Source organism: Desulfobacterales bacterium (assembly GCA_029211065.1).
Lineage (GTDB): Bacteria > Desulfobacterota > Desulfobacteria > Desulfobacterales > JARGFK01 > JARGFK01.
Genome location: JARGFK010000008.1, coordinates 23,302 through 44,234 on the forward strand (window position 1 = coordinate 23,302; position 20,933 = coordinate 44,234).

The following is a 20,933-nucleotide window of genomic DNA, read 5'->3' on the forward strand; positions in this document are numbered from 1 at the left end:
TATCGGTCTGCTGAAAATCCATCGATATGTCTGACTTGTGGGTACTTTGGCAATAGCCTGTATAAAATCCGGAAGATTTAAAAGTTGAACGCTGAGGACTGTTGTCTAACCGGCAATTCAGTCGTCACAAATGATTTTGGACTGAATCGCAATGATTGTGAATCGCTGTCTATGTTCCCGAACCGGTTTCGGGTGAAGGTGGGGGAGAACTCAGGGCCTTGGATAAAACGTAAGCGGCTTGCAGGGCCGATGTCGGACAAAGCGGAAAACATTCCTTGCAGTCCCAGCACTCCTTGGATGCTATTTCCGGAATGAAACTGATCTCTTTTCTTGTTCCTCTGTCAACAAATCCGACCGCGTTCTTCATCTTGACTTCGGCACAGTATCTGACACACAGGCCGCAATGAATGCAAAACGAGGCGTCTTTTTCAAAACGGTCTCTGTCTGCACCGTATTCTTTAGCCAAAGCCTGCAATTCAAAGCTATCCGGAGCATGCGCCAGCAATAGCTCCAAAATGGTTTTGCGAATTCGATCTATCTTCTCAGAGCGGGTCTTTACGACCAAATCTTGTGCGGCCGGGTAAACGCAGGAAACAACGAGATTGGTCCGGCCGCGAACGTCTACCTCTACGATGCAAAGCCGGCACCCGCCATAAGGTTCCAGTTTTTCATGGTGACAGAGGGTGGGAATCGATATCCCCGCACCTTGGGCGGCCTCCAGGACGGTCATTCCTTCCCTAGCTTTGACTTCTTTGCCATCGATCTGTAAAAGTATATCGCTCATTTTTCTTTGTTCTTTCTGCTTATAGTTCTTTCTTCTTCAGGAATTGGAGACGGAACCGGCTCGCCGGAAATCTTCTTTACGGCAGCAAACCGAGCAGGGCAAACTTCAAAGCAGGTTCCGCAATTTGTGCATTTCTCCTGGTCAATCACATGGATCTTGTTCTTGCCTCCGTCAATCGCCTCGGCAGGACATTTTCTCGCGCAAATCAAACAGGCCTGACACTTGGCCGGATCAATATGGTACGCGATCAGCTCCTTGCAGGACAACGCCGGGCAGCGCTTCTCCTTGATGTGGGCCTCATACTCATCCCTGAAGTAGCGCAGCGTGCTTAAAAACGGGTTGGGGGCGCTTTTGCCTAAAGCACACAGTGAAGCCTCCTTGGCTACCTCGGACAGCCCCTCTAAAAGTTCAAGGTCACCCGCTTTTCCCTTTCCCTCGGTGATATTCGTAAGAATCTTATGCATCTGCCTTAAGCCTTCCCGGCAGGGAACACATTTGCCGCAGGATTCGTCCGTGAGAAAGTGAATAAAGTACCGGGCGACATCGACCATACAGGTATCTTCATCCATGACGATCATCCCGCCGGACCCCATCATGGAGCCGGCCTGGGTGAGTTCATCAAAACCGACTTTTAAACCCAGCTGTTCCTCGGGGATACATCCGCCGGACGGACCCCCGGTCTGCACGGCTTTGAACTTCTTTCCGCCGGGGATGCCGCCGCCTATCTTGAAGATAATATCTTTCAGGGTAATGCCCATGGGTACTTCCACAAGACCGGTATTGGTAATTTTACCGACCAGCGAGAATATTTTCGTGCCTTTGCTGCTTTCAGTTCCAATTTGCGTAAACCAGTCAGCGCCTTTATTGATGATCAGCGGCACATTCGCCCATGTCTCAACATTATTGAGCACGCTGGGTCTTTCCCAAAGGCCCTTGATGTTGGAGCGAACATACTTGGGTCTGGGCTCTCCCACCCTGCCTTCCAGTGCCGTCATCAGGGCCGTTGACTCACCACAGACAAAAGCACCGGCCCCCTGGTGCACGACAACTTTAAAATCAAAGCCTGAGTCAAGGATATTTTTCCCGAGCAACCCATACGCTTCCGCCTGCCTAATCGCGAGGTTTATATTCACTACCGCCAGGGGGTATTCCTGTCGAACGTAAATATAGCCCTCGTGTGCGCCGATGGCATAGCCGCCGATAATCAAGCCCTCTAAGATTGAATGCGGATTTCCTTCAAGCAGTGCTCTGTCCATAAATGCGCCGGGGTCACCCTCGTCGGCATTCACAATCACATATTTTATCGGTTCAGGGGCATTGCGGGATCCTTCCCACTTTTTTCCCGCAGGAAAACCGGCGCCGCCCCTTCCTCTCAGGTTCGATTTTTTGACTTCCTCCACGACCTGCTCGGCGGTCATCTTGAAAAGCGCTTTGATTAAGGCGGAATAACCGCCGATTGCCAGATAATCTTCGATGCTTTTCGGATCAATTTTAATGTTGCTGCCGATGATGTTTCGTTCCTGATTCTTATAAAAGGATATATCGGATTCATGGATTGCTTTTTCGCCTGTGGTCGGGTCTTCAAAGAGCAGGCGATCAACGACCTTTTTCTCTTTTATGGTCCGGGAGACTATCTCGGGAACATCTTGTGGCGTCACCTGGAGATAGCATATCTCCTCGGGATAAATTACCACAACGGGTCCTCTCTCGCAAAAACCGGGACACCCGGTACCCTTGGTATCCACATCAGCCGTTAAGCCCTGTTTTTCAAGCTCTGCCTTAAAAGCGGCAATGACTTCATCTGCACCGGATGCAATGCAACCGGCCCCGGCACAGATTGAGATGCAGGGTGTGTTCGGGTCTCTTTTGGACACTATCTCTTGTCTGAAGTTCTCTAAAGCTTCAGGCGAATTCAACCGCGCCATATTTTTCCCCTACTCGTAGTTTTTTAATACGTCTGCCGTCTTGGTCGGCGCCATCTTCCCGTGAGTCTTCCCATCGATTTCCACCACCGGTCCCAAGGCGCAGCAGCCGAGGCAGTTAACGGTCTCCAGGCTGAACTTCAACTCTAGGTCCGTTTCGCCGGGTTTAATCCCCGTCAGGTCCTGCACCGTATCGAGGACGCGCCCGGCGCCACGGACATGACAGGCCGTCCCCATGCAAACGTGAATGCCATGACGCCCCTTGGGGACTAAGCTAAAGGCTTTATAAAAGGTGGCAATGTGCTGTATCCGGGTCAACGGGACGTGCAACTTCTCGCTGACCCTCTCTAACGCTTCCTTGGGAAGCCAATTGTTTTCACTCTGAATCTCCAGTAGTACTTGAATGAGTGAACTGGCTTCGCCCTGATGTTTATCAATGATCTGATCGATTCTTTCATTATCCATAGCCACTGTCCTAATATTATTCTTACGCTGGTCTGTTTCCCGCACTATCACCGATAAAGTCATATTAATAACCCCGAAGATTTAAAACTGACCCTACGCGAGCGTATAGCAGTTCCGGCTTGCATCGTACCGGACGAATCCATGCCTTGATGAACTGTTCATGTGCCTGGACACTTCAGACGGATTCAGGCCTAAACGCTCGGCGATTTCTCCGGTGGAAAGGGGTCTTTCCCCCAGGAGCGACGTGATCTGGCTGACGGCCAATTGATCGCCGATTAATTCATCAAAGAGCCTGTTAAATTCGTCGCTGTTGAAAAATTGATGATACATTTCTTCCGATTTAACAGGGATTCTCAGCCGCTCTCTTTCAACCAGTCGAATGTAAGGGACTAATTTTCTAGCGGCTTCAAGCTTGAATTTTAATCCCTTTTCATCGATGCCTTCGCCCTTGCCGAGAGGGCCCAATTCCTTCACCTTGCGGGTAAAATCATTAATAACTTCAGCCAAAAGGATCCCGTCGGCACCGGACATGAATGCGATCCGCAACCTTTCCGGGTCCAGGCCGATGTGTTCCATTATTTTTTTACATAGATGCGTATTGCTTAATGCATCGTAATTTCCATGGGTAATATAATTACATTCATTTAAGCGGCAGCCGCCGATTAAGACGCCATCCTGTCCATTTGAGAAGGCCCTGAGTATGAATTCCAGGTCGACTCTGCCGGAACACATGACGCGAATAAGCCTGATCTCATTGGTATATTGTAGTCTGGAAACTCCAGCCAGGTCCGCAGCGCCGTACGCTCACCAATGGCAGACAAAACCTAATATTCTTGGTTTAAATTTAAGACCCGTACTCATTTGATTTCACCACCTTTGTCAGTCATTCCGGCCTAATTCATTCGTAGACGTCTACACCGCTCCAATTGCCGCATCAATTTGTTTTATGATCTCTTCCGCTGAAACCGCTGCATCAATCTGGCTACAGAGCGCTTCATCTGTAAAGTGCTTGAGGGCAATCGCTCCGGTTGGACACTTTGCGTTACAGACCCCGTCCCCTTTACAGATAACAGGATTCACCCAGGCCTTTTTGCCCCGGGGCGTATCACGAAACGCGATGGCGTCATAGGTACAAGCTGTAATACAAGCCCCGCACGATACGCAATCGTCGTCTGTTACCACGGCAACCGAGGCTGAGGCTGTGACGGTATCTTTTGAAAGAAGCGTTAAGACCCGGCCGGCAGCGCCATAAGCCTGGTTGATCGTTTCCGGTATATGCTTGGGATAGTGAGCGGTTCCACAAAGAAAAACGCCGTCTGCAGCAAACTCAACCGGTTTTAATTTGACATGAGCCTCTTTGAAAAAATTATCCGGGCTCAAGGTTACCTTGAATAATCCGGCCACTTTATTGGTTTCTGCAGAGGGAATGACAGCGGCGGCCAAAGAAAGAACATCGGCATCTATTGCAAGCCTGTCACCCAAAATAGGATCAGGAACGGTTACCCTTAAAATGGACTTGCCCCCCCCTTCCACCGCTTCCACCCGGGGCGGGTCCTCCGGCTCATAACGGATGAACTTTACATCTTTGTCCGACGCCTCCCGGTAAAAGTCCTCTCTGAACCCATACGTTCGCATGTCCCTGAAAAGGATATAGATCAGCATCCCAGGGTTTATCTCTTTCAGTTTCAAGGCGTTCTTTACGGCATGGCTGCAACAGACCCTGCTGCAGTAATTTCTGTCCTCATTCCTGCAGCCGACGCATTGGATCATTACCAGACTCTCGGCCTGGGTGACCTTTTCATTTCCTTTGGCGATCTGCTCCCCCAGCTCAAGGTGGGTGAACACCTTGTCGTTTTCGCCATACAGGTATTCGGTTGGTTTATATACATCCGCACCGATGGCAATGACGGAGGCGCCATGTTTTATCTCCTTGACGCTGCCTTCGGTTTCCACCGTGGTTATAAAATTTCCCACATACCCGGAAACGTCCGTGATGGTGGCGTTATGAGATACATGTATCAAGGGGTTCTTATAAACCGCGCGTATCATGTCATCTAAATATGCCTGAACATCCATTCCTTCCAGGATGGTGTGAATCCTTCGCGCCATTCCCCCCAGGGCTGCCACCTTTTCCACCAGGTGAACCGGATGTCCCTGCCTGGCGATGGAGAGGGCGCACGTCATGCCGGCAACACCGCCGCCGACCACTAAGGCCGTCTTGTTAACCGGCAGATCAAATTCCTGCAACGGCTCCAGATAGCGCGCCCGCGCCACCGACATCCGGACGATATCCTTGGCCTTCCGGGTGGCCGCTTCCTTTTCCTTGGTGTGAACCCAGGAGTTATGCTCCCTGATATTCGCCATCTCACAGTAATATTGATTCAGTCCCGCCTCTCGAAGGGTGTCCCGGAATAACGGTTCAAGGGTCCTGGGAGAGCAGGCGCCGATAACCACCCGATTGAGCCCTTTTTCCTTTGCCAGGTCGGTTATTTCCCTGGCGGAATTGGTCGCACATGAAAACAGCTGTTCCGTGGCATAAACGACATCGGGTAAGGTCAAGACATATTCAACGATGGAAGGAACGTTTACCACGCTTCCGATATTCGCTCCGCAATGGCACACAAAAACGCCTATCTTCGGCGCTTCCCTGGAGACATCCTTCTCGGGGGGATATATTCTTTCCGTGGACAGCTTCCCCCGCCGGTAGTCAAGGAATTCACCGCATTGATCGCCGGCCCCGCTAGCGCTAAAAACCGATTCGGGGATATCCGTAGGACCCTGGAAGGCCCCGCTTACAAAAATCCCCGGCCTGTTGGTTAACATGGGATTGGAAGGGCTTGTTTTACAGAATCCGTGTGAATCAAGCTCGATGCCGAACGTGTTTGCCAGGCCCTTCACATCAGCGGGCGGGTTCAATCCAACGGACAATACCACCAGCTCGAATTCTTCCTCTTTTACGCCCTCGTCGTTGGTCGCATATCTTACGACGACATTCTTGCTTTCCGGTATCTCTCTATCGATGGCGACGTAGCTTCTGATAAATCGAACCCCGGGGAGTTTCTCCGCTCTTTGATAGTATCGTTCAAAATCCTTGCCATGGGAACGAATATCGTTATGGAATATCGTACATGCTGCGTCTGCGTAATGGTCTTTTGTCAGAATGACCTGTTTCTGGGTATAGGTGCAGCACACGCCTGAACAATAGCTGTTCTCACCCGGGGTTACCCGTCTGGAACCGACGCATTGAACCCAGGCGATTTTGCGGGGATGCGCTTTGTCGGAGGTACGCAGCACTTCGCCGCCGTATGGACCGGTGGAGGACAGCAGCCGTTCATAGTCCATACTGGTTACCACGTTCTGCATCTTTCCGTAGCCATATTCATCCCTCACCTTGGGATCAAACGGCTCAACGCCGGAAGACAGTATGATCGCCCCTACGTTTACCTCGACCTCCTCCGCCGTTTGATTGAAATCTATGGCGTCATTCTGGCATACGCCCCGGCAGATATCACATTTCTTTTCCTTCAGGAAGAGACAGTTTTCATCAATATACGTGACAAGGGGAATGGCCTGGGAAAAGTATACATGGACGGCTTTATTCTTGGATATTTCCTGATTAAATGGATCAGGGTATTCCACCGGGCAGTATTTTACACAGGTTGTACAACCCGTGCATTTATCCTCTAAAATATACCGGGGCTTCTTCGTCAGGGTTACCTTGAAGTCACCTGCTTCTCCTTTTACCCTGTCGACTTCAGTAAGGGTCAGGATTTCTATGTTGGGATGCCGGCCGACCTCGACCAGTTTGGGCGAGAGTATTCACATGGAGCAGTCATTGGTGGGAAAGGTCTTGTCCAGCTGGGCCATATGGCCGCCGATGCTCGGCCCTTTCTCGACCAGATAAACCTTAAAGCCCGCGGTGGCAAGGTCAAGGGAGGCTTGAATACCGCTGACCCCGCCACCCACAACCAAAACGTCCCCAAAATTACTGTCGCCAAGGCTTCCGGAAAATTGTTGAATGATTTCTGTCGGCAATACTTCATTTTCCACGTTCTATCTCCTCATCAGGGGTCTGAGATTCCTCAATATGGTTATCCAAAAAGTTCAGTCAGCCGCTTGGCCGCCATCTTGACTTGAAATAAACTTGTGTTTTGCAGATAATTAAGTTTTCCAATTCGTGTCCGTCTGTAAACGGTAAATTTTGGTATAGGGCAAGGCCCGAACCTGTATGCAACCGCAAGCATAGCATAGCATGCCTATTCCGAGGATTGCAAAAAGGTGAGAACGCCGCCCTGGGCCAAAAGGTGCCGTTTACGGACGGACACTAAATTACTTCCTGGATAATTTCTGTTATATCCTTAACCTCCAGGACATCCTCAACCTCCAAGTTTAACCTGCTTTCCTCGAAATTGGTGATGCAGTAAGGACAGGCCGTCACCAGCACCTCAGCCCCGACCGCATTGGCTTGTTGTAATCTGAGGTCCGAAAATCTTTCACTCTTGGGTGTATCCATCCAGATCCGGCCGCCGCCGCCGCCGCAGCAGAGGCTGTTTTTGCGTGAATCAGGCATCTCAATCAGTCTAAGTCCCGGTATCTTCTGGAGAACCTCCCGGGGCGCGTCGTACATGTCATTATGACGCCCCAGGTAACAGGGGTCATGATACGTGACTTTTTTCCCATACTCACCGGCGAGTTGAAGTCTGCCCGTATTGATAAGGTCCAAAATATATTGAGAGGCATGAACCACCTCAAAGTTCACCATAAATTCGGGATATTCGTTTTTGAAGGTGTGGTAGCAGTGGGGGGACGAGACCAATATTTTCTTTACGCCATTTTCGATGAACGTTTTGATGTTTTCCCTGGCCAGGGTTTTAAATACCTCTTCGCTGCCGGTCTTGCGGATGCTTTCGCCGCAGCAATTCTCCTTGTCGCCTAATATCCCAAAATCGATCCCGGCTTTTTTAAGGATATCGGCTGTGGCAGCAGCGACTTTTTTCATTCTGGGATCATAGCTGAGGTAACAGCCGACGAAATATAACACCTCCATACCTTCCGTGAACGGTTTCACAGAAAGATCTTTTGCCCAATCCCCTCGCTTTTTTCGTTCAAACTGCAGGGGGTTGCCTTCAGAAATAAGACTGGCTCTGGCCGTGCGGGCGGGACGGACAGAAGCGGGGAAAACCTCATAAGCCGAAGCGATCCGGCGCAAGGACACCCCCATTTCTATCTGTTTTACGCCCCTGGGGCAATGCCGGGGGCAATTTCCGCAGGTCGTACATCGCCATATATCTTCGCCGTCTATCTCCGTCAAACCGAACGTGGCTTGACGGATGATCTTGCGAATGCTGAATTGTCTGACCCGATTCCAAGGACAAACCGTATCGCACAGTCCGCACTGAAAGCACAGCTTGAAAACCTCTCCACCGGCCTCTTTTATCTCGTCGATAACTTCTATGAAGGGGGCTACAGTCTCCACTGAATTTTCAATCCTCTTTTTTTACCCTGGGGTTTTCGCCCTTCTTTGACAGCCGGGCAATGGTGTCCCTTACCTTCTGTACACCAAATTTGCTTGCAAGGGATTCCAGTCCGACCTCCAACTCCTCCTGCTCCACCTGTTCTTCGGCCTCTTCTTCCCTTTCCTCATATGTCAGGGCATCAACAAGGCACCACTTCACACACAAAGGCTCATCTTCGCCCTCGCACATATCACATTTTAGCGGCAGACCGGAATCAGGTTCTTTGAACTCCTTTCTGGATGGGCAGGAAGCCCTGCAGAAGGAACACTCATCGTATTCCTTTCCGTCAATCGTATATTTGTCTCTGCCGGCACATTCGGCAACGGCATAATCTCCTGCCTTTACAGGGACATATACGTCTCTGAGGGGGTCTCGGATCACCCGGATACGAGACCTCGCCGGATTGTTGCTGCTATATTTCGGCGCGGCGTGAAAGGCGGAGCAGATTACCTCACAGGCCCGGCACCCATTACATTTATCCACATCAATTTTTATGGTTTTGACTAGTTTCTTTTTTTTCTCGGCCGTCACGGCAATCACCCCCTAAGCGTTATTACTACTCTTTTTTCGCCGAATCCTCTTCGGAAGGAGCGTCTTCACTGTCCGTCAAGATACCCCGCTTCAAAAAATCTTTTGCAACGTAATCCAGCCCCATCTCATGTAAATACGATTTGGTAGGAATACCGTCATTGTTCCACCCTTTGAATTTGTAATAGGTATCCAGAAGCTCCTTTTCAAGTTCGGGAAATCTTTTCTTCCAGTGGTTCTCCGGAGGCTTTTCATCTTTTCTGCGCATCCCCCTTCTGATATTAATGGCTCTGACTAAAGTCCGGTATCTTTTGGCTGCCTGGGTCAGTTTTTCTTCATCCATATCGAAGCCGGCCCCTGCTGAGATAAATTTCGGGTAATTGTGTATATGATAGGGAGGCTTCAGGGGAAATGAAGACAGACCGGAGCACATCCCCAAGGCGTCATCAATGTAGTGCATCCGCTCCTGCCAGTCGACAATATCGCAGCACATTTGGACCGTCGGGTAATAAGGAATTGAGTTTTCTCCCCGCAGCTCCCAGTCCAGAAGGTATTGCTTGAATTTTTCGTCGGGAACCTGGAACCAATCCTTTACAAACGCTTCGCGCTCCTCTCTTGTGGGCCAAGGCGCCTGGGGGAACTGCCCTTCGATCTGTGTGATGTTTATTTTCTCTCCTGTGCTGTACATCAGGAAATAAATGGGATTCAGCATGGATAGCTTAAGGGGCAGCTGCTCGTGCTTCTTGATGTTGTTATGGGCATATGCTTCGGCGCCGTTACCGATCTCTTTAGCCGCCCAATACGTCCCGTTGGCCAGAACATCGCCTATCCCTTCCCGCCGGACAATTCTATCAAGCAGCCAATAAAATCTCCCCTCGTTATCGGACGGCATCCCCTGGAAGTGTTCGTCCGTCAAAATGCCGTTTTCGTAGAGCTCAAGGGCGAAAGCCATGACTTGCGGGGCTGAGAATCCGTCCACACCATACTCTGTAGCGCTTTGGGCGATTCGCAAACCAAAATCCAGATCCGACATGGCCGCCATGGTGTACGTAAGCTTCGAGAAGCATTTCATCATATATGTCGGAAGTCCCGGCATGGAAATGGTTGCCCCGCATGTCATCGGACAGTTATAGCAACTGATCAGCCGCGTCCGGGCATTGTTCATGGTCTCGGTCCACGCCTGTGCAACTTCATCATTCCAAAAATCCTTTCTGCGGGTGCGGGAATTCCCCCACATGAAATTCTCGGTATGCCACTTCTCGTCATGGATGGCCATCTCCTGGGGCGACCCAAGCCCGGCTAAAATGGGCATTACCCCCGGCACCGGATTTTCGTTTCTGAATTTGATATATTCCAGCACTTCATTGCAAAGCCCCAGGTATTCAGCCGGTTGGGAAATATTGATGTCCTTTGTTCCGCGAACAGCGATGGCCTTCACCCCTTTGTCGCCCATAACGGCCCCTATCCCGCCGCGGCTGGCGCTGGACCGGCCCTGCTCGATGGACGCAAAATAGACCCTGTTTTCACCGGCCAGGCCGATGGCAGCCACCTGGGCTTTGGGTTCCGCCAGCTCCTTGCGAATGAGTTCTGCGGTTTCAACAGTCCCTTTACCCTTCAAATGGGCGGCATCCCGTATTTCGACTTTGTCATCGTTTATCCACAAATAAACCAGGTCAGGGGACTTGCCGCGCAGGATCACTTTGTCATAACCGGCATACTTCAATTCCGGCGCCCAAAATCCCCCCATCATTGAAAATGCCATTAACTGAGTCTGGGGAGAAATGGTGGAAACAATGGTACGGTTACAACCGGTAGCCGGTGTGCCGCATAAAAGACCGGCGCTGAATATGAGCAGATTATCAGGAGAAAAAGGTTCTACTTCAGGAGGAACCCTATCCCACAATATCTTGGCATTCGTACCTAAACCTCCCAGGTAAAGTTCGGTGTCTCTGGGGTCGGTTTCTACCCTTTCGATATTTCCCCGGGTTAAATCGATTTCCAAATTAAACCCTGTTTCTGCGTACCTCATTTTTTTCCCCTTTTAATTGCCTATATCCGTGACATATTTTAGCAAACAGCTAAGGTTGTTGTTCTATCAATCTGTATGCCATGAGTCCAAAAAATAGACGCTTTTAAATTGATTTTTTTCTTTAAAAGCTACAATGCAACTATACCCCCGGCTTGCACCTGTCAAGGAATATTTGTATTTTCAAATTAGTTATATTATAGCTATATATTAGCTTTATTGAAAAGGGCTGTCAAGAAAATAATTAACAAAGGAATTCCAATGATTTCACCACGCGAAAGCGTGGTTGGATGACGGCCGAAGTTTATCCCGCACGCGATGCGGGGCAGGCATGACGGGATTTAGAACTTTTTACGAATATGTCAAATTCATGTTAAGGATTTTTCGGGCTATCCTTATGAAAAATACTGAACATTTTTATAAAAGAACCGGGTTAGTGCTATCCCCCTTGATTATTCATTTCCTTTTTGTAATATTACCGACATGATGAAGCCCGACGAGCCTGAGCATCAATCAAACCGTGAATCCCCGCAGCCCTTCACCGTCCCTGCCGGGGAAATAGCCCAGCGGCTGCTGAACATCCAGACGATATTACAACAAAAGGAAATCGGCGGCCTTTTTATTGTTCAACGGGTGGATCTGTTTTACTTTTCAGGCACCGCCCAGAATGGTTTTCTCTTTATCCCGGCCGAAGGAGAGCCCCTTCTATTCATCAAACGCTACCTGCCGCGGGCCCGGGCGGAATCTCCCTTGAAACAGATTGTGGGAATCGAATCCATCAAGGAAGTACCGGGCCTTATATCCGATTATTATGGACAGCTTCCGGAAGTCAACGGGTTTGAGTTTGACGTACTGCCGGTCAAAACATTCTATTTTTACCGGCGCCTGTTCCCCGCTAAAGATTTTGTCGACGGCTCTCGCTTCATTCTCCAGGTCCGCATGATCAAGTCGGATTGGGAAATCGAACAACTGGAGCGGACCGCCGACATGTCCTGCCGGACATTTGAATACATGCAAACCATCATCCGGCCTGGACTCAGCGAAATGGAATTTGCCGGCATGTTCGAAACCTTTGCCCGCAAGCTGGGACACGGCGCCAAGCTGCGGGTGCGGGATTTTCTGACCGAGGGGTATCCCTGGCACGTCCTCAGCGGAAAGAGCGGCGGGCTGGTGGGGCTGCTGGATTCGCCGGCCAGTGGCGCAGGCACGTCGGCGGCGTTTCCCTGCGGCGGCAGCGCAAAACCGCTTGCGCCGAACGAACCCATCATGGTGGATCTGGGGTTTGTCTTAAACGGCTATCACATGGACGAAACCCGCATGTTCGCCATCGGGTCCATTCCCGCCCATGCCCTGAGAGCCTGCCGGGCGGCAATCGAAATCCACAACGCCGTATTGGCATCTGTAAAGCCTGGAATGACTGTGGCAGCGCTTTTCCAGTGTTCTCTGAAAACGGCTGAATCGCTGGGCTATGCCGACCCCTATCTGGGACCGCCGGGACTCAAGGTCACCTTTGTGGGCCACGGCATCGGTCTGGAACTGATCGAACCCCCTTTTATCGCCCGGGACAAGGAAGATTGTTTAAAACCGGGAATGGTTTTTGCCCTGGAACCCAAAATGGTCTTTCAGAACGAATTTGCCGCCGGAGTCGAAAGCGTTTTCGTGGTGACCGAAACCGGCGCCCGCCTGATCAGCAAAGTACCGGTAGACATCTTTATCTGCTGAGGCACTGGTATTTTTCCAAAACCCATTTCGGTAAAGGAAAGATCCGGAGCCAGAAAGCCCGGCTTTGGTCTAAGCCCATAGGGCATGGTTTACACAAATGCCACTGGCAAATCCGAAATCCCTGGCCCAGACCGTTACATCCAACGTCAGGATCAAATAAACTTTTAGGAGCAGAAAAATCCGTTCCGGTAAATAAGCCTGATATGTCGCACCAAGGCAGGCCGAATATCGAAATTCGAAACAAATTCTAATATCGAATGCACGAATGACAAAAACAGGATACATTCGTACCGATATTGTCATGTTTGGATTATTAGAAATTTGGTCATTAAGTATTGTTTCGGTTTTCGGATTTAGTGCTTCGGATTTATTGCCTTTCATTGCTTAAGGCAGAACCACTAAACGATAGCTTGTCCTAAGGAACAGACTTTTCTTAAAATAAAATCAGGCGGGCGGATTCAAAAGATTCGGCGGTGTTTCCCCGGTTAGGGCCGCCACCAGATTTTGGGCGGCCAGCATTGCCATTTTATGCCGCGTGACCCTCGATGAACTGGCGATGTGGGGGGTTAAGACGACATTTTTAAGCCCGAGAAATTCCGGATTTAATTTCGGTTCATTTTCAAACACATCGAGACCGGCAGCGGCAATCGTTCCGTCCCGGAGCGCCGCGACCAGCGCCGTATCGTCCACCACGCCGCCCCGGGCGGTGTTGATCAGAATCGCCGTGGATTTCATCTGCGCCAGTTCCGTCCGGCCGATGAGATGGTGGGTTTCCGCTGAATAAGGGACATGCAGCGTCACGATATCCGCCTGGGACAGCAGTTCCTCCTTGCTCACAAACTTCGCCCGGCAGGTCTTCTCGACATCTTTAGGCGCCCGCCGGGTATTGTGATAGACCACCGTCATATCGAACCCAAGCGCCCGCCGGGCCACCACCCGGCCGATGCCGCCCATCCCCAAAATCCCCAATGTGGCATGGTGGACATCCGTGCCCAGCAATTGCTTTAGCTTCCAGCGGTCCCAGGCGCCATTGCGCAGATAGGCCTCTGCTTCGGTTACCCTGCGGGCAGCAGCAAGGATTAAAGCCCAGGTAAAATCCGCAGTGCTGTCTTCCAGAACCCCGGGGGTATTGGTGGCCATGACGCCGGCGTTGCGACAGGCCTCCAGGTCAATGTTGTTGGTTCCCACAGCCACATTGCAAACGACCTTTAAATTCGGACAGCGCTTCAGCAGCGCCTCGTCAATCCGGTCCGCAATGGTAATGACGGCCCCCTGCTTATCGGAAAGCGCGGCGGCCAGCGCCTGCGGGTTCATCGGCCTGTCCGACTGATTGGATTGTACTTCAACGTACTGAGATAGGTATTCCAGTACATCATCGAACACCTCGCGCGTAACCAGCACTTTCGGCTTCATGTTCTTAACCTCCATATTTTTTTGCGTCCGCCACACCATGGCCTGACAGGCGACAACAGTTAATAAGACAGTTCGTTTTTTTTCGATACGTTGTTTTAGGTATGGCTGTCAACACCAAATATCTACACCGTATGGCAGCATTGCTTTGTTATAAACGCCCGGTCCAAGTGTCCGTGAAAAACATGATGGCGGTCTCATCCCCATGGTTTTAGGCGTTGACAATCATAGGCACTTTTATGATACTGGGGGCGGTCGCAAGCAAATTACGTCTATAGGATAATTCAGCATAATAAACAGGTCGAAAAATCAAGGAGGATTCAACCATGAAGCCCGTCGTACTTGTTACCCGCAAACTTCCGAATAGCGTCGAGGAACGTCTTTGCAGAGACTACACCCCCATCCTGAATCCCGATGATGCCCTCTACTCAAGCAATGAGATCATCGAACGCGCCAAGGGAGCCGATGCCATTATGCCCTGCCACACTGAAAGCTTTAACGCCGATGTTATCGCCCGTCTGCCTGAAAGCGTGCGCATCATCGCCAATTTTTCCGTGGGCTACGATCATGTGGATACCGAAGCCGCCAAGAAACGGAAAATGGTGGTAACCAATACGCCCGAGGTCTTGTCCGATGCCACGGCGGAACTGACTATGATGCTGATGCTGGGCGCAGCGCGCCGGGCCAGCGAGGGCGAACGCCTGGTGCGCAGTAGGGAGTGGAAAGACTGGAGCCCCAGTTTCATGGTGGGTACCCAGGTGACGGGCAAGCGCCTGGGAATTCTCGGATTCGGACGGGTCGGACAGGTGGTCGCCCGGCGTGCCCGCGGATTCGACATGGAAGTCCACTATAACGATATCAAAAGACTGCCCCCGGAGCTTGAAGAAGGCGCCGTCTTTCATCAAACGCCCGCGGAACTGATGCCGCACTGCGACTTTCTGACGCTCCACACAGTGGCGTCCCCGCAAACCGTAAAGCTCTTGAACGCAGAGATGATTGCGCTTCTGCCGGACGGGGCGATCGTGGTCAATGCCAGCCGCGGCGTGGTCATCGACGACGAGGCCCTGATCGCGGCGCTCAAATCCGGCAAGCTTACCGCCGCCGGACTGGACGTGTACAATAACGAACCCGACATCCATCCGGAATACAGGAAGTTGACCAACGTGTTTTTGATGCCGCACATCGGCAGCGCCACCAGGGAAACCCGGGACGCCATGGGTTTCAGGGCCCTTGACAATCTGGATGCTTTTTTCGCCGGTCGCGAACCCAAAGACCGGGTGGCCTGAGCAACCCTTTAGCGTTCATGGAGGGGGTGTCAAAACTATATTCCAGGTGAAATAAAATTGTCCGGCGGCTGAGCCGGAACGGGATTTTGACAACGGCTATAACATGTTGTTGCTGTAAGAGGGGTACCGGCCATAAGAAACGGCCCGGCAGACAGCGATTGCTGTCTGCCGGGCCGTTATTTTAATCTCCGCGCCTGCGCCTAACGCTGCATTATTTCAGGATCAATATCTCGAGCCAACGCAAATCCGAACACCGGTATGATCGTATTCCCATACCGGTGGTGACCAGATCGCTTTGCTAAATATGCTCCTCGCCTTCCTTGATCGATTTATAGAAGTCGTATACGAGTAAGACAAGATTGGCCACAATGATGATCCAAAGCGGAATGGAATGCAGCCGGATGGCATAGTAAAGCAAAAATACCAAGGCCAATGACACTGCGATTCCTCCGCTGATTATATTGCTTATATTGCTCATGAGTTACGATGCTCCTTTCAAAAACTTTCTTCTGAAACCACTGTTTTTTTCTGCCTGTTGCGTTAGTCGCCGGCAACATACGCCGTCAGCCAGCGGGCCGTTCTGAGCAGCCGGGCATCATCCCCTTTCACACCGACCAGCTGCACCCCCAGCGGCATGCCGGCTGCGCCCTGCAGGATGGGCAGCGTAATGGCCGGCATTCCGCACAGCGTCCAAATGGTGCAAAAAACCGGGCTGCCCGTCGATTCCAGACCGACAGGCGCCACCCCGGTCGTGGCAGGCGTCAATATGGCGTCATGCCAGTCAAATATATTATCGAACGCACGGTTGAGAACCGGTATCCGGCCCAGCGCATGGTTGTAATCTTTTGCCAACACCTTCTGCCCGCGCTCGATCATCTCCCGCAGGATGGCACTCAGCTTGTCCTTGCCGCGGTCATATTCCGGCGCAAAGCTCCGGGCCAGGTCCGCTTCCATGATCGTACGATGCAGCAAAACCGCATCGTTGAAAATTTCCGGAAGTGCGACTTCATCTGCAATTTCACCCAGATGCGTGACCAGTTCCGTAAAGGCTTCCCGGGTGTCAGACTCAGCCTGATCCCACATGGGCGTTTTGACGAATGCCAGCCGCGGCTGAAAAGGCGGGTCCTCGGCTGCGGTCTTAACCAGCGGCGGACGGGCCCGCAGCCGCGTATCGGGGTCGTGTTCGTCAAACCCCATGAGCTGTTCCGTGATCAGCGCCGTATCTTCCACAGTTCGGGCAAACACCCCGATCTGGTCCAGGGGACGGGACTGCTGAAGCACCCGGTGCCGGGAAATACGGCCGTAACTGGGTTTGAAGCCGAATATCCCGCAGTAAGATGCCGGCCGGATGACCGATCCGTTGGTCTGCGTGCCGACAGCCAACGTCACCATGCCCGCCGCCACCGCTGCGGCCGAACCGCTCGAAGAACCGCCGGGCGACCGCTCCAGATCATGCGGGTTGCGGGTCTTGCCCGGTGCGTATACCGCCAGCTCGGTGGTAACGGTCTTTCCCAGAATAACCGCACCGGCTGCCCGCAACCGGGCGACGGCCGCGGCATCCTGTTGGGGCTGCCGTCCGGCATGCAGCACCGTACCGTCCTCGGTGGGCATGTCATGGGTATCGAAAATATCCTTGACGCCCACCGGAACGCCATGGAGCGCACCCAGGGGCTTGCCTTCCCGCTGCAGGCGATCCACAGCCCGGGCCTGTTCCAAGGCATGCGCCGGGTCCAGATGGGCCCAGGCGCAGACCTTATCTTCAGTCGTCGCGATGTGATCGAGGCAGGCCTGCACCAGCTCTTCAGAGGTGATCCGACCGTCACGGATGGCTGCTGCCGCTTCAACGGCACTGATCAGAGGCAAATCCATTTTTGTATTTATCCATAAACCCCAAAAGGGGCTTTTCTTTCGCTACTTGGGCACGCCGTAGACCATGTCCGGCAGCCAGGTTGTTATGATCGGGAATTGATACAAAACAACCATGGCAATGATCACCATGAACAGAAACGGCAACGCCCCTTTAAAAATCGTGGTCAGCTGGATATGGGGCGGCGCGATTCCTTTCAGATAATAGCACGACATTGCCATGGGCGGCGTCAGGAACGAAGTCTGCAGGTTGAGTGCCACCAGAATCCCGAAAAACAAGGGGTCGATCTTGAAGGCATCCAGCAGCGGCAGAAAAATCGGAACAAAAATGATGATGATTTCGCTCCACTCCAGGGGCCAGCCCAAAAGAAAGATGATGACCTGGGCCAGCAGCAGAAACAAGACCGGCGGAAGGTTCAGGCCGATCACAAATTCTTCGATGACATGATGGCCGCCGAGGTAGGAAAAGACCGATGAAAAAGTCCAGGAGCCCACGAACAGCCAGCAGACCATGGCCGAGGTGCGCGTCGTCAGATAGACCGACTGTTTCAGGCGGTCCCAGGTAAGTTCGCGATAGCTCGCCGCCAGGACGATGCTGCCGAAGGCCCCCACGGATGCGGCCTCGGAGGGGGTCGCCAGCCCGAACAGAATGGCCCCCAGAACCGACAGGATCAGAACGGCCAGCGGCACAAACGACGTCAGCAGCATCACGAAAAGCTCTTTGGTCGGAATATCCCACTGTTCCTTGGGCGGTTTGGGCGCCAGCTTGGGGTTCAGAACGGCCCGACCGATCACGTACATAATATAGAGACTGGCCAGCATAAACCCGGGAATCAACGCACCGGCATACAGCCTTACCACGGAGACGCCGGACACCGCACCATAAACGATCAGCATGATGCTCGGCGGGATCAGGATGCCGAGGCAGCCGCCGGCGCAAACGACACCGGCCGCCAGCTTCTCATCATAGCCGGCTTTCAAGAGGGCCGGAAACGCCAAGAGGCCCATCAGGGTCACCACGGCGCCGACAATGCCGACGGCGGTGGCAAAGACGGCACAGGTCACCAGGGCTGCAACCGCCATGGCGCCGGGTACGACGCGGGCGGCAATATTCAGAGAATAGAACAGCCGCTCCACGATGTTGGCGCGTTCAACGATATACCCCATGAAAAGGAACAGCGGGACCGCCACCAAAACGTCGTTGATCATAACCGAATAGGTCTGGTTGACCAGCAGATCGAAAATCTGGTTCTGGAAGATATGCGACATCTGGTCCGGTGAGGCATAGGCGTAATAGCCGAAGCCCACGCCCATGGCGACCAGCGTAAAACAAATGGGAAAGCCCAGGAGGATGCACAGGATAAAGGACCCCATCATCAACATGGCGACTTGCGGATCAGTCATATGGCCTCCTCCTTTCCTTCTGCGCTCTGGCCGGCAGCCTGCTCAGCCGCCAGCCGGGCCTCTTCTTCCTTGCGATGCTTTTCGATCAGTTCTTTTTCCATTTCTTCTACGTCCGCCAACCGCGTCGGCCACGCGCCGGTTTTAATGCACTGCACGCAGCGTATGGCTTCCGCGATTCCCTGCAGCAGTAGAAAGAACGCGGCCACGGGTATGACGGTCTTCAGGGGAAACACCGGCACCCCGGCGGGGCTGTTGATGCTGATTTCCCCGATCGGCCCGGTGAATCCATAGGGCCTGTACCCCCAGGATTCGGCGGCATAATCATATCCGGCATAGATTAAAGCCAGGACGCCGGGAAAGAAAAATATAAAGTACAGCACGATTTCGATGGAGGCCTGTATCCGGGGCGGCCACAGCCGGTAGACAAAATCGCCGCGCACATGCGCATTTCGTGAAAGCGCGTAGGCGCCCGCCATCATGAACAGGGTGCCGTACATGATGTAACTGACATCAAACGCCCAGGCAGTGGGATTTCGCAAGACGTAGCGGACAAACACCTCGTAAGTGGTCGCCAGGCACAGCACCAGGATGGTCCAGGCAAAGGCTTTACCCACCCACTGGCTCATGCGGTCGATAAAAAATAGAAAACGATTCATGTTGTGATCCTTATAGTCCTGACTATAAATGTATTGCGGTTTATACGTACAAGTTCGGCGCGGCGCCCGTCAGCGCCGCGCCGTCCCTGTATTCAACAATTTTGTTCAGGTACAAAACCGGCGCATTAGAATCCCAGCTCGCCGGGGAAGTAATGATCGAAGGCCAGCTTGTAATCGCATGAGTTGAGAATATCGTAGTATGCCGTACGATAAGCGAATTCCTTCTGTGACGCCACAACCTTCTTGAAGAACGGATCTTTCTCCAGATCCGGCAGGAGTTTGTCCCAAGCTTCCAACTGCTTTTTCATAACCGATGTCGGCGTGCGGTAAATGCCGACGCCCGCTGATTTCTTCAGCCACTGCAGATCCTTGGAGTACTGATCCTGTCCGCGCCAGTAATTGGCCGAAGAGGCCGCTTCGGCTGCATATCTCAGAATGGCCTGGTGCTCCTTCGGCAGGGCATCGTACTTGGTCTTGTTGAAGAGAATCTCGAAGAATTCCGCGGCCTGATGGAAGCTTCCCAGCATGTAGACCTTGCTCACGTCCTGGGCGCCGAAGCTTCTGTCCGAGGTCGGGTTGTTGAACTCGAAAGCCTCGATAACGCCGCGTTCCAGGGCCGGCACGATTTCGCCGCCGGGAAGCTGGGTAACCTTCAACCCCATGGCCTGCATCAGGTCGGCTGCCAGACCCACGGTGCGGTACTTGAGGCCGACCATGTCGTCGGCGCTCTTGATCGGTTTCTTGAACCAGCCCAGCGGCTGGGTCGGCATCGGCATGGCAAAGAAGCCGACGATGTTGAGCCCCAGCGCCTTGAGGAGTTCCTGATAGAGTTCCAAGCCGCCGCCGTAATAAATCCATGCCAGTCCCTGGTGAGCATTCTGGCCGAAGACGGGGCCGGTGCCGAACAGCGATGCCACCTTGCTCTTGCCGTACCAGTAAACCGACACCTGATGTCCGGCATCAAGCACGCCCTTATCAACGGCATCCTGAACGCGGAAGGCGGCAACCACGGCGCCTGAAATCAGATACTGAATCTTCAGCCGGCCGCCGGCCATCGCGTTGACGCGATCTACATAGTCCATGGCCATGTCGTTGAAGATGTCCTTTGCGCCCCAGGCGCCTTGCATCTTCAAGGTGACTGTCTGTGCCCGGGATACCATCGGAAAACCCAGTGTTGACGCGGCTGCAACCCCTCCGACTACCGCTGCATTCTTGATAAACTTACGACGTCCGATCTTCTCGCTCTTCACTTCTTTCATAACCATACCCCCTTCTCAAAAGTTAATGGTTTGTTTTCCCGATTGGCAATGAAGGTCAGGAAAACGTCCGACGCTTGCCCGCATTAATG

At 52.4% G+C, this 20,933-nt stretch carries 16 protein-coding genes; 2 read left to right on the forward strand and 14 right to left on the reverse strand.

Translation table 11 applies throughout. The features are described 5' to 3' along the window. Positions 1–169: 169 nt before the first annotated feature. The 8 genes from P1P89_03245 to P1P89_03280 form a co-directional block, all read right to left on the reverse strand. Entirely contained in the window at positions 170–784 is a 615-nt protein-coding gene (locus tag P1P89_03245) for a 2Fe-2S iron-sulfur cluster-binding protein (GenBank protein MDF1590508.1), read from the reverse strand. Further along, positions 781–2,709, reverse strand: coding sequence for an NADH-ubiquinone oxidoreductase-F iron-sulfur binding region domain-containing protein (locus tag P1P89_03250; protein MDF1590509.1), 1,929 nt, complete (start codon positions 2,707–2,709; stop codon positions 781–783). The genes P1P89_03245 and P1P89_03250 overlap by 4 nt, the downstream gene beginning before the upstream one ends. A gap of 9 nt (positions 2,710–2,718) precedes the next feature. Next, positions 2,719–3,171 carry an NAD(P)H-dependent oxidoreductase subunit E gene (locus P1P89_03255; protein MDF1590510.1) on the reverse strand — a complete coding sequence of 151 codons (453 nt, stop codon included), beginning with the start codon at positions 3,169–3,171 and terminating at the stop codon, positions 2,719–2,721. Between the two features lie 93 nt (positions 3,172–3,264). Next, entirely contained in the window at positions 3,265–4,032 is a 768-nt protein-coding gene (locus tag P1P89_03260) for a hydrogenase iron-sulfur subunit (protein MDF1590511.1), read from the reverse strand. Between the two features lie 51 nt (positions 4,033–4,083). Further along, positions 4,084–7,206: an FAD-dependent oxidoreductase gene (locus tag P1P89_03265; GenBank protein MDF1590512.1), complete on the reverse strand. Its 3,123-nt coding sequence runs from the start codon at positions 7,204–7,206 to the stop codon at positions 4,084–4,086. Positions 7,207–7,495: 289 nt separating this feature from the next. Then, entirely contained in the window at positions 7,496–8,647 is a 1,152-nt protein-coding gene (locus P1P89_03270; GenBank protein MDF1590513.1) for a (Fe-S)-binding protein, read from the reverse strand. Between the two features lie 7 nt (positions 8,648–8,654). Next, positions 8,655–9,218: a (4Fe-4S)-binding protein gene (locus tag P1P89_03275; protein ID MDF1590514.1), complete on the reverse strand. Its 564-nt coding sequence runs from the start codon at positions 9,216–9,218 to the stop codon at positions 8,655–8,657. 25 nt (positions 9,219–9,243) lie between these two features. Continuing rightward, on the reverse strand, positions 9,244–11,244 hold the full coding sequence (locus P1P89_03280; GenBank protein MDF1590515.1) for an aldehyde ferredoxin oxidoreductase N-terminal domain-containing protein: 2,001 nt from the start codon (positions 11,242–11,244) through the stop codon (positions 9,244–9,246). A 480-nt stretch (positions 11,245–11,724) separates the two neighbouring features. On the opposite strand from P1P89_03280, the gene P1P89_03285 reads away from it, so the two are divergent. Beyond that, the gene (locus P1P89_03285) at positions 11,725–12,963 is read left to right on the forward strand and encodes a Xaa-Pro peptidase family protein (protein ID MDF1590516.1); all 1,239 of its coding nucleotides are present in this window, start codon (positions 11,725–11,727) and stop codon (positions 12,961–12,963) included. Positions 12,964–13,407: 444 nt separating this feature from the next. Here P1P89_03285 and P1P89_03290 read toward each other — a convergent pair whose 3' ends face one another. Then, positions 13,408–14,376 (reverse strand): D-glycerate dehydrogenase, encoded by a 969-nt coding sequence (locus P1P89_03290; GenBank protein MDF1590517.1) that lies wholly within the window; start codon positions 14,374–14,376, stop codon positions 13,408–13,410. A 323-nt stretch (positions 14,377–14,699) separates the two neighbouring features. Between P1P89_03290 and P1P89_03295 the strand changes: the two genes are divergently transcribed. After that, positions 14,700–15,659, forward strand: a complete 960-nt coding sequence (locus P1P89_03295) for a D-glycerate dehydrogenase (GenBank protein ID MDF1590518.1) — start codon at positions 14,700–14,702, stop codon at positions 15,657–15,659. A gap of 298 nt (positions 15,660–15,957) precedes the next feature. Here the strand turns inward: P1P89_03295 and P1P89_03300 are convergent, their stop codons facing one another. The 5 genes from P1P89_03300 to P1P89_03320 form a co-directional block, all read right to left on the reverse strand. Beyond that, positions 15,958–16,137 carry a hypothetical protein gene (locus P1P89_03300; protein MDF1590519.1) on the reverse strand — a complete coding sequence of 60 codons (180 nt, stop codon included), beginning with the start codon at positions 16,135–16,137 and terminating at the stop codon, positions 15,958–15,960. A 62-nt stretch (positions 16,138–16,199) separates the two neighbouring features. Beyond that, positions 16,200–17,528 (reverse strand): amidase, encoded by a 1,329-nt coding sequence (locus P1P89_03305; protein MDF1590520.1) that lies wholly within the window; start codon positions 17,526–17,528, stop codon positions 16,200–16,202. Positions 17,529–17,570: 42 nt separating this feature from the next. Next, entirely contained in the window at positions 17,571–18,929 is a 1,359-nt protein-coding gene (locus P1P89_03310; protein MDF1590521.1) for a TRAP transporter large permease subunit, read from the reverse strand. Continuing rightward, positions 18,926–19,585: a TRAP transporter small permease subunit gene (locus P1P89_03315; GenBank protein ID MDF1590522.1), complete on the reverse strand. Its 660-nt coding sequence runs from the start codon at positions 19,583–19,585 to the stop codon at positions 18,926–18,928. Before P1P89_03315 ends, P1P89_03310 begins: the two co-directional genes overlap by 4 nt. Before the next feature lie 125 nt (positions 19,586–19,710). Continuing rightward, on the reverse strand, positions 19,711–20,844 hold the full coding sequence (locus P1P89_03320) for a TRAP transporter substrate-binding protein (GenBank protein MDF1590523.1): 1,134 nt from the start codon (positions 20,842–20,844) through the stop codon (positions 19,711–19,713). Positions 20,845–20,933 lie beyond the last annotated feature (89 nt).